27 protein-coding genes are annotated in these 25121 nt (G+C 58.6%); 16 read left to right on the plus strand and 11 right to left on the minus strand.

Translation table 11 applies throughout. The features are described 5' to 3' along the window. Positions 1 to 87 precede the first annotated feature (87 nt). Genes AC07X6_RS00390 through AC07X6_RS00405 form a run of 4 tightly spaced genes read right to left on the minus strand, consistent with a single transcriptional unit; the run spans position 88 to position 4709 of the window. On the minus strand, positions 88 to 2136 hold the full coding sequence (locus AC07X6_RS00390) for a sodium:solute symporter family protein (RefSeq protein WP_494789707.1): 2049 nt from the start codon (positions 2134 to 2136) through the stop codon (positions 88 to 90). Further along, positions 2133 to 2447: a DUF4212 domain-containing protein gene (locus AC07X6_RS00395; protein ID WP_494789708.1), complete on the minus strand. Its 315-nt coding sequence runs from the start codon at positions 2445 to 2447 to the stop codon at positions 2133 to 2135. Before AC07X6_RS00395 ends, AC07X6_RS00390 begins: the two co-directional genes overlap by 4 nt. Further along, positions 2440 to 3978 carry a sensor histidine kinase gene (locus AC07X6_RS00400; protein ID WP_494789709.1) on the minus strand — a complete coding sequence of 513 codons (1539 nt, stop codon included), beginning with the start codon at positions 3976 to 3978 and terminating at the stop codon, positions 2440 to 2442. Before AC07X6_RS00400 ends, AC07X6_RS00395 begins: the two co-directional genes overlap by 8 nt. After that, positions 3975 to 4709, minus strand: a complete 735-nt coding sequence (locus tag AC07X6_RS00405; protein WP_230539083.1) for a response regulator — start codon at positions 4707 to 4709, stop codon at positions 3975 to 3977. Before AC07X6_RS00405 ends, AC07X6_RS00400 begins: the two co-directional genes overlap by 4 nt. 241 nt (positions 4710 to 4950) lie before the next feature. Between AC07X6_RS00405 and recA the strand changes: the two genes are divergently transcribed. The 7 genes from recA to AC07X6_RS00440 all read left to right on the plus strand — a co-directional run bounded on the left by recA (position 4951) and on the right by AC07X6_RS00440 (position 11999). Then, complete coding sequence (recA, locus tag AC07X6_RS00410) at positions 4951 to 6054, plus strand: recombinase RecA (RefSeq protein WP_230539082.1); 1104 nt, start codon at positions 4951 to 4953, stop codon at positions 6052 to 6054. 135 nt (positions 6055 to 6189) lie between these two features. Then, positions 6190 to 6645 carry a recombination regulator RecX gene (gene recX / locus AC07X6_RS00415; RefSeq protein WP_494789710.1) on the plus strand — a complete coding sequence of 152 codons (456 nt, stop codon included), beginning with the start codon at positions 6190 to 6192 and terminating at the stop codon, positions 6643 to 6645. 155 nt (positions 6646 to 6800) lie between these two features. After that, positions 6801 to 8339: a methyltransferase regulatory domain-containing protein gene (locus tag AC07X6_RS00420; protein WP_494789711.1), complete on the plus strand. Its 1539-nt coding sequence runs from the start codon at positions 6801 to 6803 to the stop codon at positions 8337 to 8339. 278 nt (positions 8340 to 8617) lie between these two features. Then, positions 8618 to 9178, plus strand: coding sequence for a DUF2889 domain-containing protein (locus tag AC07X6_RS00425; RefSeq protein WP_230539080.1), 561 nt, complete (start codon positions 8618 to 8620; stop codon positions 9176 to 9178). Positions 9179 to 9253: 75 nt separating this feature from the next. Further along, positions 9254 to 10423 carry an ADP-forming succinate--CoA ligase subunit beta gene (sucC, locus tag AC07X6_RS00430; protein ID WP_230539079.1) on the plus strand — a complete coding sequence of 390 codons (1170 nt, stop codon included), beginning with the start codon at positions 9254 to 9256 and terminating at the stop codon, positions 10421 to 10423. A 13-nt stretch (positions 10424 to 10436) separates the two neighbouring features. Continuing rightward, a complete protein-coding gene (gene sucD / locus AC07X6_RS00435) occupies positions 10437 to 11318 on the plus strand; it encodes a succinate--CoA ligase subunit alpha (RefSeq protein WP_034746085.1) in 882 nt (293 codons plus the stop codon). A 216-nt stretch (positions 11319 to 11534) separates the two neighbouring features. Continuing rightward, positions 11535 to 11999 carry a pilin gene (locus tag AC07X6_RS00440; RefSeq protein ID WP_230539078.1) on the plus strand — a complete coding sequence of 155 codons (465 nt, stop codon included), beginning with the start codon at positions 11535 to 11537 and terminating at the stop codon, positions 11997 to 11999. A gap of 21 nt (positions 12000 to 12020) precedes the next feature. On the opposite strand, the gene AC07X6_RS00445 is transcribed toward AC07X6_RS00440, so the two are convergent. After that, positions 12021 to 12743, minus strand: a complete 723-nt coding sequence (locus AC07X6_RS00445; RefSeq protein ID WP_494789712.1) for a flagellar brake protein — start codon at positions 12741 to 12743, stop codon at positions 12021 to 12023. Positions 12744 to 12906: 163 nt separating this feature from the next. Here AC07X6_RS00445 and AC07X6_RS00450 point away from each other — a divergent pair, with 163 nt between their 5' ends. The 4 genes from AC07X6_RS00450 (at position 12907) to AC07X6_RS00465 (ending at position 16798) form a co-directional block, all read left to right on the plus strand. Continuing rightward, entirely contained in the window at positions 12907 to 13284 is a 378-nt protein-coding gene (locus AC07X6_RS00450; RefSeq protein WP_494789713.1) for a DUF6713 family protein, read from the plus strand. A gap of 946 nt (positions 13285 to 14230) precedes the next feature. Next, positions 14231 to 15022 (plus strand): sialate O-acetylesterase, encoded by a 792-nt coding sequence (locus tag AC07X6_RS00455; RefSeq protein WP_494789714.1) that lies wholly within the window; start codon positions 14231 to 14233, stop codon positions 15020 to 15022. 17 nt (positions 15023 to 15039) lie between these two features. Then, on the plus strand, positions 15040 to 16053 hold the full coding sequence (locus AC07X6_RS00460) for an acyltransferase family protein (RefSeq protein ID WP_494789715.1): 1014 nt from the start codon (positions 15040 to 15042) through the stop codon (positions 16051 to 16053). Next, the gene (locus AC07X6_RS00465) at positions 16037 to 16798 is read left to right on the plus strand and encodes a hypothetical protein (RefSeq protein ID WP_494789716.1); all 762 of its coding nucleotides are present in this window, start codon (positions 16037 to 16039) and stop codon (positions 16796 to 16798) included. Before AC07X6_RS00460 ends, AC07X6_RS00465 begins: the two co-directional genes overlap by 17 nt. Before the next feature lie 133 nt (positions 16799 to 16931). Here AC07X6_RS00465 and AC07X6_RS00470 read toward each other — a convergent pair whose 3' ends face one another. Beyond that, the gene (locus AC07X6_RS00470; protein WP_494789717.1) at positions 16932 to 17489 is read right to left on the minus strand and encodes a hypothetical protein; all 558 of its coding nucleotides are present in this window, start codon (positions 17487 to 17489) and stop codon (positions 16932 to 16934) included. A gap of 23 nt (positions 17490 to 17512) precedes the next feature. Between AC07X6_RS00470 and AC07X6_RS00475 the strand changes: the two genes are divergently transcribed. Then, entirely contained in the window at positions 17513 to 17773 is a 261-nt protein-coding gene (locus AC07X6_RS00475) for a hypothetical protein (RefSeq protein ID WP_494789718.1), read from the plus strand. A gap of 291 nt (positions 17774 to 18064) precedes the next feature. Then, entirely contained in the window at positions 18065 to 18949 is an 885-nt protein-coding gene (locus tag AC07X6_RS00480) for a sialate O-acetylesterase (RefSeq protein WP_494789719.1), read from the plus strand. Between the two features lie 212 nt (positions 18950 to 19161). Here AC07X6_RS00480 and moaC read toward each other — a convergent pair whose 3' ends face one another. After that, positions 19162 to 19668 carry a cyclic pyranopterin monophosphate synthase MoaC gene (gene moaC, locus AC07X6_RS00485; protein WP_494789720.1) on the minus strand — a complete coding sequence of 169 codons (507 nt, stop codon included), beginning with the start codon at positions 19666 to 19668 and terminating at the stop codon, positions 19162 to 19164. Between the two features lie 197 nt (positions 19669 to 19865). Between moaC and AC07X6_RS00490 the strand changes: the two genes are divergently transcribed. Beyond that, the gene (locus AC07X6_RS00490; RefSeq protein ID WP_494789721.1) at positions 19866 to 21455 is read left to right on the plus strand and encodes a M48 family metallopeptidase; all 1590 of its coding nucleotides are present in this window, start codon (positions 19866 to 19868) and stop codon (positions 21453 to 21455) included. A 3-nt stretch (positions 21456 to 21458) separates the two neighbouring features. Here the strand turns inward: AC07X6_RS00490 and AC07X6_RS00495 are convergent, their stop codons facing one another. From AC07X6_RS00495 to AC07X6_RS00510, 4 genes are read right to left on the minus strand one after another with little or no spacing between them, the layout of a single operon-like run. Then, complete coding sequence (locus AC07X6_RS00495; RefSeq protein ID WP_494789722.1) at positions 21459 to 22049, minus strand: DUF2946 family protein; 591 nt, start codon at positions 22047 to 22049, stop codon at positions 21459 to 21461. Then, the gene (locus AC07X6_RS00500; RefSeq protein ID WP_494789723.1) at positions 22042 to 23067 is read right to left on the minus strand and encodes a YheT family hydrolase; all 1026 of its coding nucleotides are present in this window, start codon (positions 23065 to 23067) and stop codon (positions 22042 to 22044) included. The genes AC07X6_RS00495 and AC07X6_RS00500 overlap by 8 nt, the downstream gene beginning before the upstream one ends. Continuing rightward, positions 23067 to 23492, minus strand: coding sequence for a YybH family protein (locus AC07X6_RS00505; RefSeq protein WP_230539071.1), 426 nt, complete (start codon positions 23490 to 23492; stop codon positions 23067 to 23069). The genes AC07X6_RS00500 and AC07X6_RS00505 overlap by 1 nt, the downstream gene beginning before the upstream one ends. Before the next feature lie 58 nt (positions 23493 to 23550). Further along, positions 23551 to 23745 (minus strand): zinc-finger domain-containing protein, encoded by a 195-nt coding sequence (locus tag AC07X6_RS00510; RefSeq protein ID WP_034780619.1) that lies wholly within the window; start codon positions 23743 to 23745, stop codon positions 23551 to 23553. A gap of 258 nt (positions 23746 to 24003) precedes the next feature. Between AC07X6_RS00510 and AC07X6_RS00515 the strand changes: the two genes are divergently transcribed. Beyond that, positions 24004 to 24750 (plus strand): AzlC family ABC transporter permease, encoded by a 747-nt coding sequence (locus AC07X6_RS00515; protein WP_230539070.1) that lies wholly within the window; start codon positions 24004 to 24006, stop codon positions 24748 to 24750. Continuing rightward, a complete protein-coding gene (locus AC07X6_RS00520) occupies positions 24743 to 25093 on the plus strand; it encodes an AzlD domain-containing protein (RefSeq protein WP_166446440.1) in 351 nt (116 codons plus the stop codon). The genes AC07X6_RS00515 and AC07X6_RS00520 overlap by 8 nt, the downstream gene beginning before the upstream one ends. Positions 25094 to 25121 lie beyond the last annotated feature (28 nt).

The following is a 25121-nucleotide window of genomic DNA, read 5'->3' on the forward strand; positions in this document are numbered from 1 at the left end:
GGCCCTCCAGCCTACTCCTTTTTTAGCGGGGCGCTGTCTTTTCCCTATGCCGCAAGGGGAATTGATCTGGCGGGCCTGCCTGCCTATCTATTCCGGTGCCCGGATATGCTCGACCAGTCCCCTGCTGCGCCGTCCCGGCGCCGGCGTCAGCCAGCTGACCAGCACGGCGGCGGCCAGGCCGGCCGGCACGCCGAAGATGCCGGCAGAAATAGGCGCAATGTGAAACCATTGGCCGCTGGCATTGCCGCCCAGCATGGTGCTGGTGTGCAGCATGTAGTACAGGCAGACGCCAAAGCCCGTCAGCATGCCGGCCAGTGCCCCCTGGTAATTGGCGCGTTGCCAGAAGACACCGAGCACCAGCGGCGGGAACAGGGTCGAGGCGGCCAGTGAAAAGGCCACGCCCACCAGCGACAGGATGTCCGCCGGCTTTTGCGAGGCGGCATAGGCGGCGATGAAGGCCACGGCCAGCAGCAGCAACTTGGAAATCGTCACGCGCTTTTGCGTCGAGGCGCTGGGATCGACCACCTTGTAATAGACGTCGTGCGACAGGGCGTTGGAAATGGCCAGCAGCAAGCCATCGGCCGTCGACAGGGCGGCGGCCAGGCCACCGGCCGCCACCAGGCCGGAAATCACGTAGGGCAGGCCGGCGATCTCGGGCGTGGCCAGCACCAGCACGTCGGCATCGATGGAAATTTCCGCCAGTTGCACGATGCCGTCGCGGTTGACGTCGACGATGCTGATCAGGGGGCTGAGCTTGTCCACGTTGGCCCAGTACGACACCCAGGTGGGCAGGTTCGCGTATTGCGTGCCGACCAAGGCCGAGTAAATATCGTACTTGACCAGCACGGCCAGCGCGGGAATCGTGAGGTAGATCAACAAGATGAAGAACAGGGTCCAGAACACGGACACGCGCGTTTCGTGCACGGACGGCGTGGTGTACGATCGCATCAGGATATGCGGCAGGGCGGCCGTGCCCAGCATCATGCAAAACACGAGGGCCAGGAAATTGTTGCGTTTGATGTCCGATTGCTCGCGGTCGGCGGCGGGAAACGGCTGCGCGTGCGGAATGATCGGCTCGGCGCGTTTCTGGTTTTGCGCCTGCATCGCCTGCCACAGCACGCGTGCCTCGTCCGGGCTCTTGGGATAGGCGATCAGGTAGCGCTCCGCGTTGCGGATGTCGAACAGCGAGGTATTGCGCTGGCGCAAACTATCGAGCTGGCGCTGGGCCGCCAGGCGGCCTTGCTCCCAGGAACCGGGCAAGCCGTCGATGCGCGCCTGGTAGCTGTGCGCGCGCTGGCGGAAGATGGCGCGCACTTCGTTTTCTTTCGGGTCCGTTTCCAGCACGTGTTCGCGCGCGCTCAGTTGCGGCAGCACCTTGCCATAGGCGATCTGCGGCACGGGATTGTCGGCGTGCTTGACCGACAGCCACATGGCGGGAATCAGAAAGGCGACGAGGATGATGATGTACTGCGCCACCTGCGTCCAGGTGATGGCGCGCATGCCGCCCAGAAAGGAGCAGACGAGAATGCTGGCCAGGCCCAGGAAGATGCCGACGGAAAAATCCACGCCCGTGAAGCGCGAGGCGATCAGGCCGACGGCGTAGATCTGCGCCACGACATACGTAAACGACACGATGATGGTGGCGGCCACGGCCACCACGCGCACGCTGGCGCCCCGCTTGTCGGTGCCGCTGCCGTAGCGGGCGGCGAGGAAATCGGGAATCGTGTACTGGCTGAACTTGCGCAGGTAGGGCGCGATCAATAGCGCCACCAGGCAATAGCCGCCCGTCCAGCCCATGATGAAGGCCAGGCCGTCGAAGCCGTTCAGGTACAGGCCACCGGCCAGGCTGATGAAGCTGGCGGCCGAAATCCAGTCGGCGGCCGTGGCCATGCCGTTGAACATGGCCGGCACCCGGCGCCCCGCCACATAGTATTCGGTGACGTTCGAGGTGCGGCTGATGACGCCGATGGTGGCGTACAGGGTGATGGTGACGAGCATGAACAGGTAACCGATCCACGCGCGCGGCATGCCTTCCTGTTCCAGCACCGACAGGGCCAGCAGGAAGGCGGCGAAACCGGCGGTAAACAGCAGGTAGTAGCGGCTCAGCCGGGCGAAGAAACTGCGCTGGCCGCTCATGCTTGCTCCTCGGCATGGAATTCCCGGTCCAGGCGCCGCATGCGCCAGGCATACAAGGCGATGATGGCCAGGTAAACGAGCGAGGCGCCCTGGGCCGCCATATAGAAGGGCAGGGGCCAGCCGAACAGGTTCAGGTGCAACAGCTCGCGCGCATAGAACACGGTCAGGAAGCCCGTCAGCAGCCAGACCAGCAGCAGGATGGCCGTCAGGCGCCGCGTCTTGCGCCAGTGCACGTCGCGGCGCGCCTGCAGCTCGGGGCCGGGCGAGCGCGCCGGCTGCAGCGGCGCCGCGGGAAGGCTGGGCTTATCCATACGTAATGTCATCCTCTTCTGGCGCTTCCGGCAACAGCAGGGCGATGCTCAGGCGCAGCAGGGTGCCTGGCAGCTTGGGCGAAGTGGCGCGCGGATTGTTAAAAATATCGACTTCGGCGCCATGCTGCTGGGCAATCTCGCGCACGATAGCCAGGCCCAGGCCGCTACCGTCGACGTTGCTGCCAAGAATGCGGTAAAAGCGCTCGAACACGTGCGCCCGCTCGGCCGGCGCAATGCCGGGGCCCGTGTCTTCCACTTCCAGGATGGCCAGTTCCAGGGTGCTGCGCACGCGCACCGTGACGCTGCCGCCGGCCGGCGTGTAGCGCAGGGCATTGTCGATCAGATTGCTCAGCAGCTCGCGCAGCATCATGGCATTGCCGGAAATCATGATTGAATACGCGGGCTGTTCGAAGCCCAGGTCGATATGCTGGGCAAACGAGGCTTGCACCCAGTCCTGCACCACGCCGCGCGCCAGTTCGCTCAGTTCGATCGGCTCGAAGGCCGTGCCCGCCTGCGGCTGGTTTTCCGCGCGCGCCAGGGCCAGCAGCTGGTTGACCAGGCGCGTGGCCGCTTCCGAGCTTTTCGCCAGCTGCAGCAGCGAGCGGTGGATCTCATCGTGGTCGGTCTGGCGCAGGGCCAGCTCCGATTGCATGCGCATGCCGGCCAGCGGCGTCTTCATCTGGTGCGCCGCATCGGCGATGAAGCGTTTCTGCATGTCGATCGACAGCGACAGGCGCGCCAGCATCTCGTTGAGCGAACCGACCAGCGGCGTGATTTCCTCGGGCACTTGCCCCGATTCGATGGGAGATAAATCGTCGGGCGGCCGGGCGCGTATGCGTTCCTGCAATTGGGCCAGCGGCGACAGACCGCGCGCCAGGGCAAACCAGACCAGGGCCAGGATCACGGGCAGGATGATGAACTGCGGCAAAATCACGCCCTTGATGATTTCATTGGCCAGCTGGGCGCGCTTTTCCAGCGTCTCGGCCACTTGCACCAGCGCGCGGTGCGCGTCGTCGTCGCTGCCGCCAGGAATGTCGAGATAGCTGAACGCCACGCGCACGGGCGCGCCGTGGATGGTGTCGTTGCGAAACAGTACCATGCCGCTGCGGTATTTGTCGGGGTCTTGCGGCGGCGGCAAGTCGCGGTCGCCGTCGAGGTATTCGCCGCGCGGGCCCACCACCAGGTAATACAGGGTGTCGATATCGTCGCCGCGCAGGAAGTCGCGGCCCTTGTTATTGCTGTTCTTGTCCGGCACGCGGCGCAGCAGCGCGCCATCGGCCTGCTTGACCTGTTGCGTCAGCACCGTGACGCTGTCTTCCAGCGCATGGTCGAACGGCTGATTGGCGATGCCCTTGGCCACCAGATAGGTGATGGCGATGCTCATCGGCCACAGCAGCAGCAGGGGCGCCAGCATCCAGTCGAGGATTTCGCCAAACAGCGAGTGCTCGATGGTGTCATCCTGCTCCGTGGTGGGCGGTTCGAACCAGTCGTCGTCGTCCGCCTCGTCCGCTGGCGCCTCGCGCGCCTTCACTTGCTGGCGGGGCCGTTGGCCGGGCTTGCCGCCTCGCCCGCTTCGGCTTGCAGGCGCGCCGCTTCCGAATATTTCTCCAGGCAGTAGCCGAGGCCGCGCACGGTGGCGATGCGCACGCCGCCCACCTCGATCTTCTTGCGCAGGCGGTGCACATATACTTCGATGGCATTGTTCGACACTTCCTCGCCCCATTCGCACAGGTGGTCGACTAGTTGCTCTTTTGAAACGAGGCGGCCCGTGCGGCCCAGCAGGATTTCCAGCAAACCCAGTTCGCGCGCGGACAAGTCGAGCATCTGGTCGTTGATGTAGGCGCTGCGCCCCACCTGGTCATAGCTGAGGGGGCCGTGCTTGATGATGGTGGCGCCGCCGCCGGCGCCGCGGCGCGTCAGGGCGCGCACTCTTGCCTCCAGTTCCGACAGGGCGAACGGCTTGGCCATATAATCATCGGCACCGAGGTCGAGGCCATTCACGCGTTGTTCGATGGAATCGGCGGCCGTCAGGATCAGCACGGGCAACAGCGAGGCGCGCGCGCGCAGGCGGCGCAGCACTTCCAGGCCGGACATCTTCGGCAGGCCCAGGTCGAGGATCAGCAGGTCGAATTCCTGGGTGGACAGGGCCGTATCGGCTTCCTGGCCGGTCTTGACGTAGTCGATCGCATAACCGGACTGGCGCAGCGAGCGGGTCAGGCCATCGGCCAGCACGCTGTCATCTTCGGCAAGTAAAATACGCATGGTGCACTTCCTATGCTTGCGGCGGTAGAAGTTTGTATTGTGTTTCATTTCCCGCAAGGTGGCGAGTTTTTGTGAGAAACCAGGCTTGTATTGATCTGTTTCAAAACAAATCCACGTTCCGCTTGCATTGATCACTGTTTTTTTATACAGTACTGTCTGTGTAAAGAATTTAACCCACTGGCGCTATCGCAGGCTGCCGGATTCCACTGAATCCGCACCTGTAGAACGGCTGAAAGAACATATGGACGATAAAAAAGCTGTAGTACCCGCATCGGAAAAAGCCAAGGCGCTCGCCGCCGCACTGGCGCAGATCGAGAAGCAGTTTGGCAAAGGTTCGGTCATGCGCATGGATGCCAGCGCACCGATCGAAGAAGTGCAAGTCGTGTCGACCGGTTCGCTCGGCCTCGATATCGCGCTGGGCGTGGGCGGCTTGCCGCGCGGCCGCGTGGTGGAGATCTACGGTCCGGAATCGTCGGGTAAAACCACGCTGACCCTGCAAACCATCGCCGAAATGCAAAAACTGGGCGGCACCTGCGCCTTTATCGATGCCGAGCACGCGCTCGATGTCGGTTACGCGCAAAAGCTGGGCGTGAACCTGCATGAATTGCTGATCTCGCAACCGGATACTGGCGAGCAGGCACTGGAAATATGCGACGCCCTCGTGCGTTCGGGCAGCGTCGACCTGGTCGTCATCGACTCCGTGGCCGCACTGACGCCACGCGCCGAGATCGAAGGCGACATGGGCGATTCCCTGCCAGGCCTGCAAGCGCGTCTGATGTCGCAAGCGCTGCGCAAGCTGACCGGCTCCATCAACCGCACGAATACCCTGGTCATCTTCATCAACCAGATCCGCATGAAGATCGGCGTGATGTTCGGCAGCCCGGAAACGACCACGGGCGGCAATGCGCTGAAATTCTACGCTTCCGTGCGCCTGGATATCCGCCGCACGGGCTCGATCAAGTCCGGCGATGAAGTGATCGGCAACGAAACCAAGGTCAAGGTCGTCAAGAACAAGATCGCGCCACCGTTCAAGGAAGCGCACTTCGACATCCTGTACGGCGCCGGCACCTCGCGCGAAGGCGAAATCCTGGATCTGGGTTCGGATGCCAAGATCGTGGAAAAATCCGGTTCGTGGTACAGCTACAACGGCGAACGCATCGGCCAGGGCAAGGACAACGCCCGCGCCTTCCTGCAAGAGCGTCCGGCGCTGGCCCGCGAGATCGAAAACAAGGTCCGCGCTTCGCTGGGCGTGCGCGAACTGCCGCCGCTGGCTGCTGAAAAGCCGGAAAAAGCGGATAAAGCCGCTGACAAGGCTGCCAAGGCGGAAGCCAAAGCCGCCGAGTAAGCTGCCGTCAGCCACCATTCGCGCTTGCGGATGGCGGCTGGCAAGGTGTGACCATGATCGCCGTCCCGCGCTGTTGCGCCGGGCGGCGATTGTGTTTGGGTGATGTGATCGTGGAATGAAAGACAAGGTGGGGGTATGGCCGCAGTACAACTAAGCCTGAAAGGCAGGGCGCTACGCTTTTTGTCGATGCGCGAACACAGCCGCATGGAATTGCGGCGCAAGCTGCAGCGCCATGCGCAGGAGGGCGATGACGTGGAAGCCTTGCTCGACAGCCTGGAGCAAGCCAACTGGCTGTCGCAGGAGCGCTTTTCCGAGTCGCTGATCCACCGCCGCTCGGCCCGCTTTGGCAATAGCCGCATCATGGCGGAACTGCAAAGCCATGGCATAGGCGGTGAGGCATTGCAGGAACTCAAGGCGGGCCTGGCCGAAGGGGAAGTGGCGCGCGCCTGCGAGGTGTGGCGCCGCAAGTTTGGCCAGGTGGCGCAGGATGCCGAGCAGCGCACCAAGCAGATGCGGTTTTTGATGCAGCGCGGCTTTTCGCAGCGCGCCGTGCAGGTAGCCTTGAAGGGGCTGGATCCCGACGAGGAATAGGTCATCCAGGGCTGGCCGGCCGCCACGCCGCGCCGCCAGGAACTGCGCTTTCAAACGTCGTCTGATTCCAGTATGGTGACGCCGCGCGATCGGGTATGCTGGCGCTCGAACGCTGTGCGATGCGCGCAGCACCACTGATCGTGACAGGATGTAAGATGAGCAACTGGAATGCCGGCTATGTGGCCGAAATCGCCTATACCTATGGCTATTACGAAGAATTGAATCCTCTGCGCCTGCGGCTACCCCTGCTGGCCGCCGGCCTTGCCTTGCCGGCCAGCGGCACGGCTTGCGAACTGGGCTTTGGCCAGGGCATCAGCGCCAATATCCATGCGGCGGCGTCCGCCACGCGCTGGCATGGCAATGATTTCAATGCATCCCAGGCCGCCTTCGCGCAGGAGCTGGCCGGCGCGGCTGGCGCTGGCGCGCAGTTGACGGACGAATCGTTCGCGCAGTTTTGTCGCCGCGACGACTTGCCCGATTTCGACTTTATCTGCTTGCATGGGATCTGGAGCTGGATCTCGGCGGAAAATCGCGCCCTGATCGTCGATTTTCTGCGGCGCAAACTGAAAGTGGGCGGTGTCGTCTACATCAGTTACAACACGCAGCCAGGCTGGGCCGCAATGATGCCGATGCGCGACCTGATGGCGGAGCATAGCCGCGTCATGAGTGCCCCGGGCCAGGGCGTGCTGGCCAGAGTCGATGGCGCCATCGATTTTGTCGGCAGGATGATCGCCGCGCAACCGCGTTACCTGGAGGCCAACCCGCATTTGGCGGAACGCTTCGAAAAGCTCAAGACGATGGATGGGCATTATCTTGCCCACGAATATTTCAATGCCGACTGGCAGCCGATGGCCTTTTCCAGCGTTGCGGCCATGCTGGGCGAGGCCAAGCTCGAGTTTGCCGCATCCGCTACCTATACCGCCCTGGTCGACATGCTGAACCTTACGGCCGAGCACCAGCAGTTCCTGGCCGAGATACCAGATCCCATCTTTCGTGAGACGACGCGGGCCTTTCTCGTCAACGAGCAGTTCCGCAAGGATTACTGGGTCAAGGGTGCACGCACGCTCACGCCGTTCGCCCAGGCCAGCGCCTTGCGGGCCGTGCGCGTGATGCTGGCCGTGCCGCGCGACGAGGTGGTGTTGAGCGTGCATGGCGTGCTGGGCGACGCCGATATGGACGAGCGCGTGTATGCACCCGTGCTCGATGCCATGGCTGACCATCGCGTGTACACGATAGGTGAGCTGGAGCAGCAATTGGCTGGCACAGAAGCCAGCCTGGCCGCCTTGTTGCAGATCATGTTGATCTTGATCAGCAAGGGCAGCGTGCTGGCCGTCCAGGACGAGGCCGACATCGCCGTGGCGCGCCCGCAGACGGCGCGCCTGAATGCGCACCTGCTGGAACAGGCACTGGCAAGAACTGATTTGACCATCCTTGCCAGTCCCATGACGGGCAGCGGCGTGGCTGTATCGCATTTACAACAGCTATTCCTGTGGGCGAAACTGCAAGGTTGGCAAGCCCCGCAAGAATGGGTGCGTGCGACGTGGCCTGTGCTGCTGCGCCTGAACCAGCTATTGACGCGGGACGAGCAGCCCTTGTTGACGGAAGAGGAAAACCTGGCCGAACTGCTGGCACACGCGCAGCATTTTTATGCGCGCACCTTGCCCGTATTGCGCGCGCTGGGCGTGACTGACTGAGGCGTGGCGGCGGCCAGGTTGACGCCGCCGGCATGCCTGCCCCCAAGTTATTTGAATTGTGAATGTTTGTCATTCATTTTGCGGTTTTCATTGATGGTTTGTTGCAGGCGGCAAGACCAATAAAAAATTATGTTGCGGCGCAACTAGCGCCCTGTGTGCTACACTTTTAGGGTTTTTGCGGCGCCGCAGGTGCGGTTGCTGTTCGTAGAAGCTGCGAACAGAGTGCTTTAGGCACATGGCTGCTTACTAATTATGGCCGCGCAAGCGGCATCGGTCTTATGCCCCTGTCAACTCCCGTATCCCGGCGCGCCCTACGGCACTCCCGCGTTATCGACGTCCAAGCGTATATGCGCGACGACGGCCTGTGGGATATTGACGCCCATATCACCGATATCAAAAGCTATGACGCGACCCTGGCCTCCGGCCCGCGTCCCGCCGGCGCCCCTCTGCATGACCTCCACTTGCGTATTACCGTCGATCGCGAACTGACCATCGTCGAGGCCGAAGCTGCCTCCGATGCCGTGCCCTATCCCGGTTTTTGCGATACCATCGGGCCCGCTTACAGGGCGCTGATCGGTCTGAATTTATTGAAGAATTTCCGCCGCGACTTGAAACAGCGCTTGGCGGGAATCGCCGGCTGTACCCATTTGACCGAACTGGCGCAAGTCTTGCCGACTGCGACGGTTCAGGCATTTGCCGGCGATGTCTGGTCGACCCGTGACGGTGCGAATGCTGACTTATCGCATGAAAAGCCGTTTCAACTCGACAAATGCCACGCCCTGCGCACCGATGGCGGGGCGGTTGCACAGTATTACCCGCGCTGGGTAGCCAAAGCGTGACCCCGGCGCTGTATTTCCTGTTTTTTTGCACCACTAACCGTATTTTTACACATCAGTATCAGAAGGGAAGCCAGCATGAAAATCCATGAGTATCAAGCCAAAGAAATCCTCCGGCAGCACGGAGTGACGGTACCACGCGGTATTCCGTGCATGTCCGTCGAAGAAGCCGTCAAGGCTGCGGAAACCCTGGGCGGCCCGGTATGGGTTGTCAAGGCGCAGATCCACGCAGGTGGCCGCGGCAAGGGCGGCGGCGTGAAAGTGGCAAAATCGATGGAACAGGTCAAGGAATACGCTGACCAGATCATGGGCATGCAGCTGATCACGCATCAGACCAGCGCCGAAGGCCAGAAAGTCAACCGCCTGCTGGTGGAAGAAGGCGCCGACATCAAGCAAGAACTGTACGTTTCGCTGGTCACCGACCGCGTTACCCAGAAAATCGTCCTGATGGCGTCGTCCGAAGGCGGCATGGACATCGAAGAAGTGGCCGAGAGCCACCCTGAGAAAATCCACCACGTGACCATCGATCCGGGCACGGGCCTGACCGATGCCCAGGCAGACGACATCGCCGCCAAGATCGGCGTGCCTGCCGGCTCCATCGCCGACGCCCGCGTCAACCTGCAAGGCCTGTACAAAGCCTACTGGGAAACCGACTGCTCGCTGGCCGAAATCAACCCGCTGATCGTTACCGGCAGCGGCAAGGTCATCGCCCTGGACGCCAAGTTCAACTTTGACCCGAACGCCCTGTTCCGTCATCCGGAAATCGTCGCCCTGCGCGATCTGGACGAAGAAGATCCAGCTGAAATCGAAGCGTCGAAATTCGACCTGGCCTACATTTCGCTCGACGGCAACATCGGTTGCCTGGTGAACGGCGCCGGCCTGGCCATGGCCACCATGGACACGATTAAACTGTTCGGCGGCGAGCCAGCCAACTTCCTGGACGTCGGCGGCGGCGCCACGGCAGAAAAAGTGACCGAAGCGTTCAAGATCATGCTGAAAAACCCAGGCCTGAAAGCCATCCTGGTGAACATTTTCGGCGGCATCATGCGTTGCGACGTGATCGCCGAAGGCGTCATCGCCGCGGTGAAAGCCGTCTCGCTGAACGTACCGCTGGTCGTGCGCATGAAGGGCACCAACGAAGACCTGGGCAAAAAGATGCTGGCCGATTCCGGTCTGCCTATCATCGCAGCCGACACCATGGAAGATGCAGCCAAGAGCGTCGTTGCCGCTGCTGCCGGTCAAGCTTAATTAAGGAATCAACATGTCCATTCTGATCAATAAAGATACCAAAGTCGTTACCCAAGGGATCACCGGCAAGACCGGCCAGTTCCACACCCGCGGTTGCCGCGACTACGCGAACGGCAAAGCTGCCTTCGTGGCAGGCGTGAACCCGAAGAAAGCCGGCGAAGATTTCGAAGGCATTCCAATTTTCGCTAACGTTACCGAAGCGAAAAAAGAAACCGGCGCCAACGTTTCCGTGATCTACGTGCCGCCAGCAGGCGCGGCAGCGGCAATCTGGGAAGCTGTCGAAGCTGAAATGGATCTGGCCATTTGCATCACCGAAGGCATTCCTGTCCGTGACATGATGGCCCTGAAAGACCGCATGGCTAAAGCCAACAGCAAAACCTTGCTGCTGGGCCCTAACTGCCCAGGCTTGATCACGCCAGACGAAATCAAGATCGGCATCATGCCAGGCCACATCCACAAGAAGGGCCGTATCGGCGTGGTTTCGCGTTCGGGCACCCTGACCTATGAAGCAGTGGGTCAGCTGACCGCACTGGGCCTGGGCCAATCGTCGGCAGTCGGCATCGGCGGCGACCCGATCAACGGTCTGAAGCACATCGACATCATGAAGATGTTCAATGACGATCCGGATACCGACGCGGTCATCATGATCGGCGAAATCGGTGGTCCGGACGAAGCCAACGCGGCTTATTGGATCAAAGACAACATGAAAAAACCGGTCGTCGGCTTCATCGCTGGCGTGACGGCTCCTCCAGGCAAGCGCATGGGCCACGCCGGCGCGCTGATCTCGGGCGGTGCCGATACGGCGCAAGCCAAGCTGGAAATCATGGAAGCTTGCGGCATCACCGTGACCAAAAACCCGTCGGAAATGGCGCGTCTGCTGAAAGCCATGCTGTAATTTCAGCCCGGTATTGATGCAGGACAAAAAAGGAGCTTCGGCTCCTTTTTTTTGTCCGCACGACATGCCGCTTTCCGGCCTGGGGCGACGGCGTCGGTCCGAACCTGCCAAAAAGTGTCGCTTTTCTTTCCATGTGTATCGCCGCTGCCCGGGCGTGCCGCTGGCATGGCGCTTGCACCATGCACGGCGTGACCAACTGCACTCCGGGAGGATGCGATGCGCGCGCAGAGCGGATTTACCCTGATAGAACTGATGATCGTGGTGGCCATCGCCGGCATCCTGGCGGCCGTGGCCATTCCCCAGTACGGCGACTACACGATGCGGGCCAAGGTCAGCAACGTGCTGGCCGCCGCCGCACCGTTGAAAACGGCCGTGGCCCTGTGCGTGCAGGAAAACGGCGGGCTGGCTGCCGCCTGCAGCACGCCCACCCAGGCCGTGCCCAGCGCCATCCCCTTGTTCAGTCCGACGCGCGAAGTGGCCAGCGGCAAGGTCGACAAGGGCAATATCGAACTGACCCTGGCGGGCGACTTGGGCAGCGGCATGGGCGGCCAGACGGTGAGCATGGAGCTGCAGGTCGGCTCCAGCAGCCTGAGCTGGTTTAACAGCACCAGCGTGACGAATGCGGCGGCGAAGGAAGCCATTACCAGGAACAATATTCCCAAGGTGGTGGCGACGCAGTGAGCGGCGCCTGCCGCGCCAGCGTCAGACGATTTTTTGCCGGTCCGCGATCAGCGCTTCATAGGTGAGGTTTTGCAGCAGCGTGTAGTGGGTCGGTTCCAGGTCGATGAATTGCACGCCATACGTATAGATTTCCGCCACTTCGGCGGCGTGGCCGTTCGACGGCTTGCCCACGCTGACGTTCTGGATGCGGGCGCGCGTATTGACGCGCATCTGATGCTTGTTCGGCTGCACAAGCAGGGTAAAGCTGAGCGCTACGCCGTCGTCGTCGGGCGTGAGCATCCCGGGCGCCTCGATCAGCGCGCCCGAGACGCTGAGGTTGACGATGAAGACGGGCACGGCCGCCACGTCGCGGTAGCTCAGCTGCGCGGGAATCTCCACTTTCACGCGCATGGCCGTGCGCAGGCTGGTGCCCTGGATGGCATCGGGAAAGCTCAGGTGCACGTAGTTGAGCGGGCGGCCGAAGATGCGCAGCACGCTGCAGGAAAACGAACACACGGTGACGCCGGAAAACACGCGGATGGTCAGCTTGTCACCCTCGTTGAGCACGATGGACGCGCCGTTTTCCATGGGAATCTTGACGATCAGATACTCATCTTTCACATAGCCGATCAGGGTCGAGAAATGCTGGATGGGTTTGATGGTGCGATGCGTGATGAACTGGATGCGTCCACCCACCTGCAGATTCATGGCCTCGAATTCGAAGTCCTGGAGCTTGCTTTCCGCGGTGGGTTTGTTGCTAGTCATGCGATGCTCATCTGAATATTGTCGATACGCAGTATGCATGATTTCTTGATGAAAAAGCATTTATATCAATGAATTTCATATTGGCATCGAAAAGTGCCGTGCGTGCGCGCCGCTACGCGGTTCAGGCTTTACAATTGCGTCAACGTAAACGACTGACAATGTTATGGCGCGCAGCTACTTCTGGACCATGTTGTTCCTGATCCTGCATCAAATCGACGCTGCCTACTGGAAAGAGTGGGAGATGTTTCATGTGCCGGGCGGCGTGCAGGGTTTCCTGGTGTTTAACGGCGCGGCCATTGCACTGCTGCTGGCCGGCTACAAGCATGTGTTGCTGGCCAGCCCGCAGGCGCCTTTTTATGCGATATGCTGCGCGGTACTGGGTGTGGCCACCTTCCTGATCCACGCAGGCTTTGCACTGGCAGGACAGGCGCAATTCCACTTGCCCCTGTCGATCGCCGTTATCGTGCTCTGCCTGGCCTGCGCCGTATGGTTGTTGATTACATACCATACGCGCGCTTACCGCTCACGGCATGTTTTATGAAATGCGGTCTCTGAATTCATCGCGCTCTATAATCTTGGATGTGCAAGCGATACCACATCGCATGAAGGCCGCAGCGTGCAAACCTTGTCATATCTTGGAGCCGTTAGACAGGAAATGGTTGTCACCTTGAGATCAGTCTCCTGACCGTCAACTTCCTTGTTGGCTGACCTGAAACGCCCTTTGCTTCATAACCAGGATGCCGGACAGGTCGCGCGCGACAATTACCCTTACAACGCCTAACAAAACCGTAACGAGCGGAAGGGAGGCTCGGCGCCCCCGTTGGCTCGAGAAGCGCAACTGTACGAAGGTACAGTGAGCATCGCAGACCGTAAATCACGACGCGCAGTAAGTTTTGATAGGCCTCCTTAGTTTGTCCAATAGTATGTTTGGATCGTGAGGCGGAACTCCCGGTATTGCCGCAGGTAAGTTTCGGGCATAGCGACAAAGGGTAAGGTCTCCATCAGGTGATTAACATCACACGTTAGTGTCGCATTTTTTGATGACGAAACGAACTTGACCGGATTCGGCAATCTATTTCCAGTTCAGTCGAAGATGACATGATGTGCCGTAGCTACGAATCCGAAGTGAAATGATAGCAATAATGCGCATGAGTTGTATCAAATTGTAACAAATGTTTCTTCTGTGAGGGCGCGAAGCGTGATTTTTCTTAGGGAAAATCTTGTTTCATCATGGCTATGTTACACTTTAGTGATTTTTCGTGGTTTTTCACAGTGGTGCAACATCGTATTTTTTTCGTGGTTCTGATTTTTTTCTAGTTGATTATCTATACATTTTTCCCATACCTGTGATGAGACGTGTCTGCCAGTATGGTTTCAATAACCGGCAGGCCTGTAAATATCTGTAGTGCCTGGCTGTCGTGAGATTCTAAAAATTGCATGTGTCTTGTATTTTTCATACCATAAAATATTGACAATTCAGAGAAAAAATGAAATTAATTAAGTTTGCTCTTGCTGTTTTTATGGGGGGGATGGTGACCTCATGTGGAGGTGGTAATTCCACTAGTGCAGGCAGTCAAAATGACCCCATTGTCGCGCCTGTCATTGTTTATCCATTGCCAGAACTTCGTATTTTAGTGATAGGACAGTCTATATCGTCCAATTGCAATGATTATAAGTATGGTGTGGTCGATAATGTATTTCAGATTGGGATCAATGGGACAGTAAAGGCGGCGGCTGATCCATTTGAATGGGCGGATTGTGAAAAAGGTTCAATGTGGATGCCTCTTGGGAAGAAGTTGATCGATTCTGGTGTCGCGCGTAAAGTGATTTTTATGCCGATTGGCGTTAGTGGATCCAAGGTTGAAGATTGGCAGGTGAATGGAGTCGCATTTAAAAAATTGAATTCTGCAATTTCTTTAATTCAGGGGCAAGGTCTTGGTTTTGATTTTGCTCTTTGGCACCAAGGTTCATCAAATGCGGGAATGCGGAAAGTTGATTATATGAATCGTCTTGATTCAGTAATTGATTATATCAATGAGCGGGTAAAAATTAGCCGATGGCTGATAGGTATACACTCGCGCTGCTTCGGGACGTATGATCGTAATATTGAATCGGCTCAGATGGAGTTAGGGAATAAGCCACAGCTTAAGCGTTTTGTTGGTGCGAATAGTAACTTATTGGGCGATGAGTATAGAACTGATAGTTGTCACCTCAAGAAGAGTGGCCAGGATGAAATGGCGGCGATGTGGTTGGAATCAGTAAAGTCTGCTCTTAAATAAATGGAATTGAATAATAAATGAAATTGGATTTTAGGTATTTTTTGGATAATTTTCGCGGCATGGCAATAATGTTTGTCATTCTGTCTCATACCCCGTCTATTCAGGGAATGGGAGGCGTGGGTAAGTATCTTAACTTTTTTTTAACGGATGCTACAGCTTGGTTTGTATTTATCTCAGGATATCTTTTTTGTTATCTCGAGGCGAATAAATTTAACTATGTGGAGTATTTGCTGAAGAAGGTGAAATATGTAATTCTGCCATATCTTTTCTTTGCATTTATTGCTTTGTCTTTGAAGCTGTATGCTTCACAAAATATCCTGTTTGATTTGACGCCAGTTAACTATGTGCTGTGGTCTTTGCTTGTCGGATGGGCTATTGTTTTCCCGCTATGGTTTATACCGATGATCATAGTATTCTTTTTGATGACGCCAATTTTTAATATTTTGTCGAAAACAAAATTATTGTATGTGGTGACATTTTTTGCATTGCTTTTTAGTATTTTTTCTTCCAGGCCAATAAATAATTCAAATGCCATTCTGGCATTCTTGCATTTCTTGGGGTTTTATTTGTTTGGCGTGCTGGCCGCAAGTAATGCAGCCGCACTGGATAATATTAGCAAGTCTGTTAAAACAATAATTATCATAGTGTCTTTCTTTATTTTCTTCATTTCTGCATCGCTTTATTTTAAGCAGCCGAAATTTCCTCCAGATTTCTTTAGCGGACTGGGGCTTCCAAATTATATTTCAATTGGAAAATTGGCTTTGTTGGTCTCTATATTTTTTATTTTTGAACGGTTCATGAACCGTGAGAATAGAGTATTGGGCTATTTTGCAAAGATAAGCTTTGGTTTATTTTTTGTGCATGGGTTTGTAATTTATGCTTTTTCAAAATTAATGGCGAGAAATGTATTTTCCAGTGAAATTGGAAGAATATTCCTGGAAGTTGGAGTTGTTTTTGTTGTGTCTGTAATTATTGTTTTGGTAATGAAGAAGGTTTTGAAAAAACGGAGTCGCTATGTTGTTGGGTGTTAGGTTTTTTACAGTAATAATGTTGCTTTTGCTTTCGATTTCAACAAGCGCCCGGGACCTTCATATACTTGTGATGCAAGAGGGCGGAGCCTCGGATTGTCGCGAAGCAGCACATGAACAGATTCCGGGTGTGTATTTACTTGATGTAACCGGAGAAGAGCGTCCTGCACGTCTCTCGACTGGGCGGGCCGACTGTGCCGCTAATAATATTTCTGTGCTTTTAGGTCAAAAAATAGTCCAGGCGGGTTTCGCGGAACGTGTCTTTTTTATGCCTCTCAGTCCATCGGGTGAGCGAGTACCGGATTGGCTGTCTGGAGAGATTTTGTATAAAGATCTACAGACCGTCATGAAAACGGCAAAATCAAGAAACATAAAATTTGATTACGCGCTATGGCAAGGTTGGTTTGCTGACGCTCAATTGGTAGAGTCTGAATATAACGGCAAGGTCCGGCGCATAGTTAAATCCGTGAGTCTCGGTATGCCTGTGAAAAAATGGATTATTGGACGCCATGGCAAATGTGGCGAGAAAAATACTGCACATACCTCTTCGGTCAATTGGGAAGCTGTATTGAACCGGTTTCCTGGCCCGGATGTCAGGCAGTTTGATGAAAAGTATCGTTCTGGAAATTGTGGATTGAATGAGCTGGGGCAAGATGCATTGGCTCAGTTATGGCTTAGTACGATACACAGCGTAGATGTTGCAAGTGAGAAATATCAGAAAGAATCTTTGTTGTATTATTTTAAGTAATATCGAAAATATTATATTTTCAATAGTAATAGATGCTGATTGCAGCATGCTTTTGTCAGGTGATCTTACAGGGTATAGATGAAATCAGCTCTTATAGTGAGTCTGTTGATTAGCATGACCACACCCAGGCTGCCTAGATATCGAGTTTGCGGTCGTGATGCATCACCGTGCGGCGCCAGCGTTCAGTCCACGCATGGGGTCTTTCGACGACCCAGCGCATGAGAAGAACCATGAATCCGGCATTCAAATCTGCAGCATTCAGGGGGGGGCTTGGGATCGTGCAGCGTTCCGGTCGTGCCATTGGCTGGATGACGAACCGCTGCAACGCGAATATGGTGTGCCTGGTCGATGGCTGTGCACATCTCCCACCATCCGCGCCGTCGGTATAGAGCTTTTCGAGGCGAGGGCTCTTGTTGCACGCTTGCGTCACCACGGCTGCCGCCGCATCCCGGTCTTGCACGCTCGCGGCGGTGACCGACACGCTGCGCAGCAGGTAAGAACACGCATTGACGAGATCGCGGCAACTGTAACGCATGGGCGTGCCTCGCTGTCCCGGCATACGCTTGAACAAATCAGCGACCAGCTCCCATTCCGCATCTGCCAGGTTCGTGCCATACGGACAGATGGCCTCGGGCCTGTGGGCTGCCGTGTAATCATATCGCTTGGCTCCCTCGGCTCGCACGGCGACCATACGACGCCTGGCGCGCGGAGCGCATGACGAATCGTTGCTGCGCACACGCGCAGACCACTGCGGTGATGCAGTTCGTCGGTGATTTCCTGCAAGCTGACCAGGGCGCGCTCCATCACGATATCGTGCAAAATTGCGATACCTCAGACTTCAGCGCTGGCGGTCTGCCGCCGGCGCTGCTTGACGGCTCAGTGCCGTCGAGTGGCTGTGTCGTTGCCATGGCATGCTCCTCCTGCATCAAGCTAGCATGCCACAACTTCGTTGTTGATTTTGACTACACCCTCTAAAAGCTGTATTTCACCTGCGTCTCAGTAACACACTGAGCACGTTGTGGTTTTTTGCTCGACGCCTAAGCGTAGGGGAGGATAGCCATGTCATTTATTTCCATAAGACAAATCTTCGATTTTTCTCAATAACGAGAGCTTGTTACTCGATATATTTGTGGAGTGTTGTTAGCCTTTTGCGAAATATGTGGTCAATATATCAATGTCTTTGAAGTTTCATGGAAGGTTACTTGAATGTGGGGCGCATACGGGCGCCGTATGCGCGAGACGTGATGTTTTTCTATGGATGTCAAAATGACTTCAATGATGAAAAATCTTCGCTTGTCCAAGTATCTTCTCGGCTTAACTTGCGGTTTGCTGATTGCCGCATGTGGCGGTGGTTCTGGCAACGCTCCTGACGCTGCCATCATTAGCCCCGTTGCTCCCGTCCCCCCTGTCACCCCGACCACTCCAGTTATCCCAGTCACCCCGGTCATCCCGGTCACTCCAGTTACCCCCGTCATCCCTGATCCCGCGCCGGAACTACGAATTTTGGTCATAGGTCAATCGATATCATCGAATTGTAATGAACATGCATATCCAGTTGCGGATAATGTATTCCAGATAGGAAAAGATGGTTCGATCAAAGTTGCAAGCGATCCCTTTGAATGGGCTGATTGCAATAAAGGGTCCATGTGGATGCCGCTGGGGAAGAAAATTATTGACGCCGGCATCGCGCGTAAAGTGATTTTCATGCCGATCGGCGTGGCTGGAACTAAAGTGTCAGATTGGCAGGCAGGCGGTTTTGCATTTGGGAAACTTAACAGTGCGATCGGCGTGATCCAGGCACAGGGGATAAAATTTGATTTTGCTTTTTGGCACCAAGGTTCTTCCGATTACGGTACCGACAAGGATTTATATATCCAACGATTGGGTGCGGTAATCGGCTACGTCAATAGCAAAGTCATGGTACGCCGCTGGATGATTGCGGTTCATTCTCGCTGCGGGGCGGCATATGACCGTAATATCGAATCTGCTCAATTAAAGTTTGGCAATGCCCCTGATTTGAAGCATTATCCCGGGCCAAACAATAATTTGTTGAGCGATGAATATAGGTTTGATGCCTGTCATTTAAACGAAAAAGGGCAAGAGAAAATGTCCTCGATGTGGCTTGATTCGATGAAAACGGCTCTTGAATGATATCCGAAGGAATCATTTATGTTGCTTGAGTGGCAATTTCATAAGGTGTTTGCGTGAAAAGTAAAACGGGCCTGATGTCTTTGCTTCAGCGATAGCCGCCAGGGCATCGGTGCCTTGCTTGTCTTCATGCAAGCGCCACGCTTGTGCCTGCGTGGCGCAGAGATCTCCACGATCTTAGGTGTCGATTCAGCTCGTGTGCTTGCCGCTGGAATTCATACCGCCGCCGTCCAATCGCCCGACTTGCCGCCATGCTTTTCCAGCACGTGCACGTTGGTCATGACCATGCCCCGGTCGACGGCCTTGCACATGTCGTAGATCGTCAGCAAGCCGATCTGCACGGACGTCAGCGCTTCCATTTCCACGCCCGTCTTGCCCGTGGTGTCGACCTGGGCGCGGCAATGCACGCTGTTGGCCGCTTCATCCACTTCGAAGTCGACGGTGACGCGCGTGAGGGCCAGCGGGTGGCACAGGGGGATCAGGTCGCTGGTGCGCTTGGCGCCCATGATGGCGGCGATGCGGGCGATGCCCAGCACGTCGCCCTTTTTCGCATTGCCGGAAATGATCAATGCCAGGGTGGCGGGCTGCATGCGGATGGTGCCGGCGGCCACGGCGCTGCGGCGCGTGTCTTCCTTGCTGCCCACGTCGACCATATGGGCCTGGCCCGTGGCGTCGAAATGAGTCAGTTCCCCGGCGGGGGCTTGCTTGTCTGCTGTTGTCATGGCGTCAAAATAGGGTCGGGAAATGAGGGTGCGGCATGCCGGAATGCAAAGCCGTGCCACAAGCATATCGCATGCCTGTCGCGCGGAAACGGCGCCGCGAACAAGGTATGATAGCACCCGTGAATTCAAAAACTCCCCTTCCGATCGTACTTGAAAACGCCGGTGCTGCATGGCGGCGCGGCTCCCGGCGCGGATCCATGCTGGCCGCATTGTGGCTGGCGGCGCCGTTTGCGCTGGCGCAAACCTATACGTCCCCCCCTGCGGCGCAGGTTGCCGGCGCTGCCGCCAAGCCGGCCTCCAGCTGGACGCCGCTGGCCGTGCCGCCGGCGCCGAACCTGCCGAACCTGGGCGATACGTCACGCGAAGACCTGTCGCCAGCGATGGAGCGCAAGATCGGCGAGGAAATCATGCGTGGCATCCGCGGCGACCGCGACTATCTCGACGATGCGCCCTTGCTCGAATACCTGAATACCTTCGGCAACGCCCTCGTGGCGGCGCGCCCCAGCGTGCGCGGCGAAACGAATTACGATTATTTCTTCTTTGCCGTGCGCGATCCCCAGTTGAACGCGTTTGCCTTGCCGGGCGGCTTCATCGGCGTGCACTCGGCGCTGGTGCTGGCGGCGCAAACGGAGGCGGAACTGGCGTCCGTGCTGTCGCACGAGATCGGCCACGTGGCGCAGCGCCATATCGCGCGCATGCTGGGCCAGCAGCGCCAGGATGCCCTGATGCCGCTGGCGGCCATGCTGCTGGCGGCGCTCGCTTCGCGGGCGGGCGGCGACGTGGCCATGGGCGTGTTCGCCGCCGGCCAGGGACTGGCCATCCAGCGCCAGCTCAATTTCGGCCGCGACGCCGAACGCGAGGCGGACCGCATCGGTTTCCAGATCATGGGCGAAGCCGGTTTCGACACCACTGGCATGGTGGCCTTCTTCGGCCGCATGCAGGCGGCCAGTCGTTCGTACAGCGACCTGATGCCCGCCTACCTGCAGACCCACCCGCTGACGACGGAACGCATCGCCGACATCCAGGCGCGCATCCGCGAGCAGCCGTACAAGCAGCGTCCGGACAGCCTGAGTTTCCACCTGGCCCGGGCGCGCGCCCGCGTGCTGCAGGATGAAAGCGTGCAGGGCCTGTTGAATGCCGGCGCCGTCTTCAAGACGCAGCTGGAACAGCAAAGCCGCTTCCAGGTGGTGGCCGCCCATTACGGCTTGTCCTTTGTCGCCGTCAAGCAGGGCAAGCCGGCGGAGGCGCAGAAGGAACTCGATGCGGCCAATGCCGCCCTGCAGCAGCCGGCCGGGCCCAACGTGTTTACCTCGGGCGGCACGCAGGGCCCCAATTCGCTGCTGGCGGCGATGGGGCTGGAAGTGCTGTTGATGCCGGCGCAAAAGAAGGAAGTGGCGCAGCAAGCCCTGAAGGCGGCGGACTCTGCGCGCCAGCAGTTTCCCCTCTCGCGCGGCATTGCCCACCAGTATGCGGAAGCGCTGATGGCTGCCGGCAAGCTGGAGCAGGCAACCTTGTATTTGCGCGATCAGGTGCAGCTCTATAAGGAAGAGCCGGAATTGTACGATTTACTGGCGAAAGCCTATGCGGACCAGGGCAAGATGACCTTGCAGCACATGGCCCTGGCCGAATCCTATGTGTTGCAGGGCGCCACCATGGCCGCGCTGGACCAGCTGACGATCGCCCGCAAGTCGACGGACGCGACCTTTTATGACCAGGCCGTGATCGATGCGCGCGAACGGGAACTGCAGGAAAAGCGCCGCGAGCAGATCAAGGACCAGAAGGGCTGACTCCTATTCGGCTTGCGGCATCGGCTGGAAGTCGAAGGTTTGCGGCACGGCGTCGTAGCGCAGCGGCTGCACGGCGATCTCCTTGCCGTCATGCAATATGGTCAGCTTGCCCCGGCGCTCTTCCAGCCACGCCAGCAAGGCCTCGTCGCTGGCCACCTGGCCATCGACGTGCAAGGCGTCCAGCACTTGCGCCATGTCGCGGTCATCGACCTGCGCCACGATATGATCGTTGCGCAAGATCAAGGCGCCGTTGTCGCACAGATACGCTGCCTCGATGGCCGCCAGCGGCGCGCCCGTCTGCAAGACAAAACCGTGCCGCGGATCGCTGCGGGCGATATACGGCGTCGCTTCCAGGTTCAGGTAGACGCGCTGCGGGCCGTTCTGGAAAAACCAGCAGCCGCGTTCGTCCTGGGCGTAATTGCGGTTGATAAAGCTCAACAGGGCCACGTGGGCGATCCTGTCGCCAGGCAGTTGCTGCTGCTGCGCCTGCTGGTCGCGCATGCGCCAGTGGCCGCGCGCATCCAGGCCCAGCCAGCCGTAGCAGTGCGGCACGTTCGGCCATTTGGCCAGGGCCTGCTTGACGAGTTCATTCATGTGTAGCGTTTTCCGTGTGAGTGCGTGCACCGTCAGCGTGACAGCTTTGCGGTGCCGGTGGCGCCATGTTGCCGCCTTCAAAAAAATGGATCAGGCGCTGCGGCAGCCAGCGTGTGCTTCCCGGCAACTTACCTGCCGCAAAGCCGACGTGGCCGCCGTGGCGCGGATATTCGAGCGTGACCGTCGGCGCGGCGCTGCGCGGCAGGAAGCGCCCGGGCAGGAAGGGGTCGTTCTGCGCATTCAGCACCAGGGTCGGCACGGTGATGTCCGGCAAGACGTGCTTGGCGCTGGCGCGGTGCCAGTAATCGTCGGCGTCGCGGTAGCCGTGCAGGGGGGCCGTGACGACATTGTCAAAGGCGTGCAAGTCGCGCGCGGCCAGCATGGCGTCGCGCGCAAACAGGCCGGGAAACTGTTCCAGCTTGGCCAGGCATTTCGGTTTGAGCGTGTTCAAAAACATGCGCGTGTACAGCCGGTTCGCGCCCGAAGACAAGGCCTTGCCGCCTTGCGCCAGATCAAGGGGCGCCGACACGGCGGCGGCCGCATCGATGAAATCGGCCTGGTGCTGCGACTGGCCCAGCCAGCACAGCAGGGCGTTGCCGCCCAGCGACACGCCGGCCGCATAGAATTTCCCCGTGGCGCGCGGGCGCAGTGTGCGCACGACCCAGTCCACTTCCGGCGCATCGCCCGAGTGGTAAAAGCGCGGCGCCAGGTTGGCTTCGCCCGAGCAGCCGCGAAAATGCGGCACGGCGCCCGACCAGCCGCGTGCGGCCACCTCGGCCATCAGGGCGCGCGCGTAATGGCTGTTCGATGAACCTTCCAGGCCGTGGAACAGCACCACGAAGGGCTGGCCCGGCTGGCCGTCGACCAGGTCGACGTCGACGAAGTCGCCATCGGGCGCTTGCCAGCGTTCGCGGCGGAAGGCCACGGCCGGCTTGGCGAGGCACACGGCCGGATAAATCGTCTGTGCATGGCCGCCGGGCAGCCACAGCGGGGCGGTGTAGGAATGAGATAAAGACATCAGTGCAGGATCTGCGCTCCCGCAGCGTCGGCCGGCGCGCCGCCGGGCGCGATGGAGGCGTGGTGCAGCACGATGCGCCAGCCGCGCGGCGTTTTCACGTACACATTTGTCGCCAGCAAGTGCGCCGGGCCGCCTTCTTCCTGGGTCACGCCTTCGATCACCGTGTGCACTGAACTCATCAGGTTGTGCGTTTCATGCAGTTGCGCCGGCACGATGTGCAGGCCGCCGCCCGCCAGGATGGTTTCCCACGAGGCGCGGATGGCGGCATGGCCGATCAGGCGCGCGCCGCCCGGGTGGATGCAGACGATTTCTTCATCGTCGGCCCATAGCGCCATCAGCGCTTCGAGGTCGGCGCGGTGCAAGGCATCGTAGAACGCCGCTTCGACTTCCGCGGCGCTGCCATTGAGTTCTTTCAGACGTTTCATGACGACTCCGGGCTGGTGCAAATGAAAACGGCGCGCTGGGGGCGCGCCGCTGGGCAGTTTAATGATGGCCGGCGCTGGCGCCTTCCTTCAGGGTGTAGGCCGTGCCGCAGTACGGGCACTTGGCGATACCGTCCTTGTTGAATTCCAGAAACACGCGCGGATGCGACGACCACAGCGGCATGGCCGGGTTAGGGCAGTGGGCTGGCAAGTCTTTACTGTCGAGTTCGACCGCTGGCTGGGTGGTTTTTGTCATCTTGTCATGCTCCGTGAGGCTGTATGGAAGGAAGTCGGCTGCTGCCAAAAGTACGATTTTAACGGATTCAGGCAGACAGCAAAAATCATGGCTAAAATGTCGGCTCGATCATCTACGGCTGCGGCGCGGTTTTTTGCGGAAATATGGCGGCTGCAGCGCCACACTGACTGGATTTGCCTTGCCGGTATCACCGTTGCCGCCCTTGTCGCCATGCACCATTGTTGTGCAGTTACCACACCCAGCCTGCCGGGGGCTCGCATGAACACCCGCGTGAACGCCGTGCTGGCCGACAAGGACGATGCCCTGCTGAAAGACGCCTGGCGCGCCGGCCTGAACCTGGGGGCGCCCACCTTGCTGGGCATCGCCGCCTGGGGCATGGTGGTAGGCGTGGCCATGGTGAAAAGCGGCCTGACGGTGGCGCAGGCTGGGGCCATGACCCTGTTTGTCTTTGCCGGCTCGGCCCAGCTCGCGTCCCTGCCCCTGCTGGCCGCGCAAGCGCCCGTGTGGGTGATCTTCGCCACGGCGCTCGTCGTCAATTTGCGTTTTGTTATCTTTTCCGTGCTGCTGGCTCCCCATTTCGCGCATCTGCCGTGGCGCCAGCGCTTTGCGCTCGGCTATGTGGCGGGCGACATCACCGTGGGCCTGTTCCTGCAGCGTTACCCGCATGAAACGCCGGACCCGGCCAAGCTGCCTTTCCTGAAAGGCTTGATCTACCCCAACTGGCTGGCCTGGCAAACCGGTTCCTTCATCGGCATCGTGCTGGGCGCCGTCGTGCCGGCCGAGTGGGGGCTGGGTTTTGCGGGCACGCTGGCGATCCTGTGCGTGACGGTGCCGCTGATCCTCAGCCGCGCCGCCCTGTGCGGCGTGCTGGTGGCGGGCGCGGTGGCCGTGCTGGCCTTCAGCCTGCCGTATAAGCTGGGCTTGCTGGTGGCTGTGGTGGCGGGCATGGTCAGCGCCATGGCCGTGGAAGAATTGACAGAAAAATGGACAAAACGCCATGTTTGACGGCATAGACTGGGGCAGGGCCGACGTGTGGATCGCCATCGCCGTGCTGGTGGTGGCCACGGCCGCCACGCGCAGCACCTTCTGGCTGATCGGCCACCACATCACCATTCCGCGCCGCGTGGGCGAGATGCTGCGCTATGCGCCGGCCTGCGCGCTGGCGGCCATCATTGCGCCCGACATGCTGATGGAGGGGCAGCAAGTGCACTTCGACTTGTCCAATTTGAAACTGTTGTCCGGTATTGCCGCCACGCTCTTTTTTGTGATTCGCCGCAATATGCTGCAAACCATCGTCTTCGGCATGCTGGTTTTCACGGGCTTGCGACTGTTGCACGTTTTTCAGTAAAGCAGGACAAATCGGGGATTTGCTCTGG

This window comes from Janthinobacterium sp. GW460-12-1-14-LB5 (assembly GCF_059423585.1).

What these genes read in the sequence shown, in the direction of transcription:
- AC07X6_RS00390 (WP_494789707.1), bottom strand. Translation starts at nt 2,136, where the DNA reads ATGAGCGGCCAGCGCAGTTTCTTCGCCCGGCTGAGCCGCTACTACCTG.
- AC07X6_RS00395 (WP_494789708.1), bottom strand. Translation starts at nt 2,447, where the DNA reads ATGGATAAGCCCAGCCTTCCCGCGGCGCCGCTGCAGCCGGCGCGCTCG.
- AC07X6_RS00405 (WP_230539083.1), bottom strand. Translation starts at nt 4,709, where the DNA reads ATGCGTATTTTACTTGCCGAAGATGACAGCGTGCTGGCCGATGGCCTG.
- recA (WP_230539082.1), top strand. Translation starts at nt 4,951, where the DNA reads ATGGACGATAAAAAAGCTGTAGTACCCGCATCGGAAAAAGCCAAGGCG.
- recX (WP_494789710.1), top strand. Translation starts at nt 6,190, where the DNA reads ATGGCCGCAGTACAACTAAGCCTGAAAGGCAGGGCGCTACGCTTTTTG.
- AC07X6_RS00420 (WP_494789711.1), top strand. Translation starts at nt 6,801, where the DNA reads ATGAGCAACTGGAATGCCGGCTATGTGGCCGAAATCGCCTATACCTAT.
- AC07X6_RS00425 (WP_230539080.1), top strand. Translation starts at nt 8,618, where the DNA reads ATGCCCCTGTCAACTCCCGTATCCCGGCGCGCCCTACGGCACTCCCGC.
- sucC (WP_230539079.1), top strand. Translation starts at nt 9,254, where the DNA reads ATGAAAATCCATGAGTATCAAGCCAAAGAAATCCTCCGGCAGCACGGA.
- sucD (WP_034746085.1), top strand. Translation starts at nt 10,437, where the DNA reads ATGTCCATTCTGATCAATAAAGATACCAAAGTCGTTACCCAAGGGATC.
- AC07X6_RS00440 (WP_230539078.1), top strand. Translation starts at nt 11,535, where the DNA reads ATGCGCGCGCAGAGCGGATTTACCCTGATAGAACTGATGATCGTGGTG.
- AC07X6_RS00445 (WP_494789712.1), bottom strand. Translation starts at nt 12,743, where the DNA reads ATGACTAGCAACAAACCCACCGCGGAAAGCAAGCTCCAGGACTTCGAA.
- AC07X6_RS00450 (WP_494789713.1), top strand. Translation starts at nt 12,907, where the DNA reads ATGGCGCGCAGCTACTTCTGGACCATGTTGTTCCTGATCCTGCATCAA.
- AC07X6_RS00455 (WP_494789714.1), top strand. Translation starts at nt 14,231, where the DNA reads ATGAAATTAATTAAGTTTGCTCTTGCTGTTTTTATGGGGGGGATGGTG.
- AC07X6_RS00460 (WP_494789715.1), top strand. Translation starts at nt 15,040, where the DNA reads ATGAAATTGGATTTTAGGTATTTTTTGGATAATTTTCGCGGCATGGCA.
- AC07X6_RS00465 (WP_494789716.1), top strand. Translation starts at nt 16,037, where the DNA reads ATGTTGTTGGGTGTTAGGTTTTTTACAGTAATAATGTTGCTTTTGCTT.
- AC07X6_RS00470 (WP_494789717.1), bottom strand. Translation starts at nt 17,489, where the DNA reads ATGGTCGCCGTGCGAGCCGAGGGAGCCAAGCGATATGATTACACGGCA.
- AC07X6_RS00475 (WP_494789718.1), top strand. Translation starts at nt 17,513, where the DNA reads ATGACGAATCGTTGCTGCGCACACGCGCAGACCACTGCGGTGATGCAG.
- AC07X6_RS00480 (WP_494789719.1), top strand. Translation starts at nt 18,065, where the DNA reads ATGACTTCAATGATGAAAAATCTTCGCTTGTCCAAGTATCTTCTCGGC.
- moaC (WP_494789720.1), bottom strand. Translation starts at nt 19,668, where the DNA reads ATGACAACAGCAGACAAGCAAGCCCCCGCCGGGGAACTGACTCATTTC.
- AC07X6_RS00490 (WP_494789721.1), top strand. Translation starts at nt 19,866, where the DNA reads ATGCTGGCCGCATTGTGGCTGGCGGCGCCGTTTGCGCTGGCGCAAACC.
- AC07X6_RS00495 (WP_494789722.1), bottom strand. Translation starts at nt 22,049, where the DNA reads ATGAATGAACTCGTCAAGCAGGCCCTGGCCAAATGGCCGAACGTGCCG.
- AC07X6_RS00500 (WP_494789723.1), bottom strand. Translation starts at nt 23,067, where the DNA reads ATGTCTTTATCTCATTCCTACACCGCCCCGCTGTGGCTGCCCGGCGGC.
- AC07X6_RS00505 (WP_230539071.1), bottom strand. Translation starts at nt 23,492, where the DNA reads ATGAAACGTCTGAAAGAACTCAATGGCAGCGCCGCGGAAGTCGAAGCG.
- AC07X6_RS00510 (WP_034780619.1), bottom strand. Translation starts at nt 23,745, where the DNA reads ATGACAAAAACCACCCAGCCAGCGGTCGAACTCGACAGTAAAGACTTG.
- AC07X6_RS00515 (WP_230539070.1), top strand. Translation starts at nt 24,004, where the DNA reads ATGAACACCCGCGTGAACGCCGTGCTGGCCGACAAGGACGATGCCCTG.
- AC07X6_RS00520 (WP_166446440.1), top strand. Translation starts at nt 24,743, where the DNA reads ATGTTTGACGGCATAGACTGGGGCAGGGCCGACGTGTGGATCGCCATC.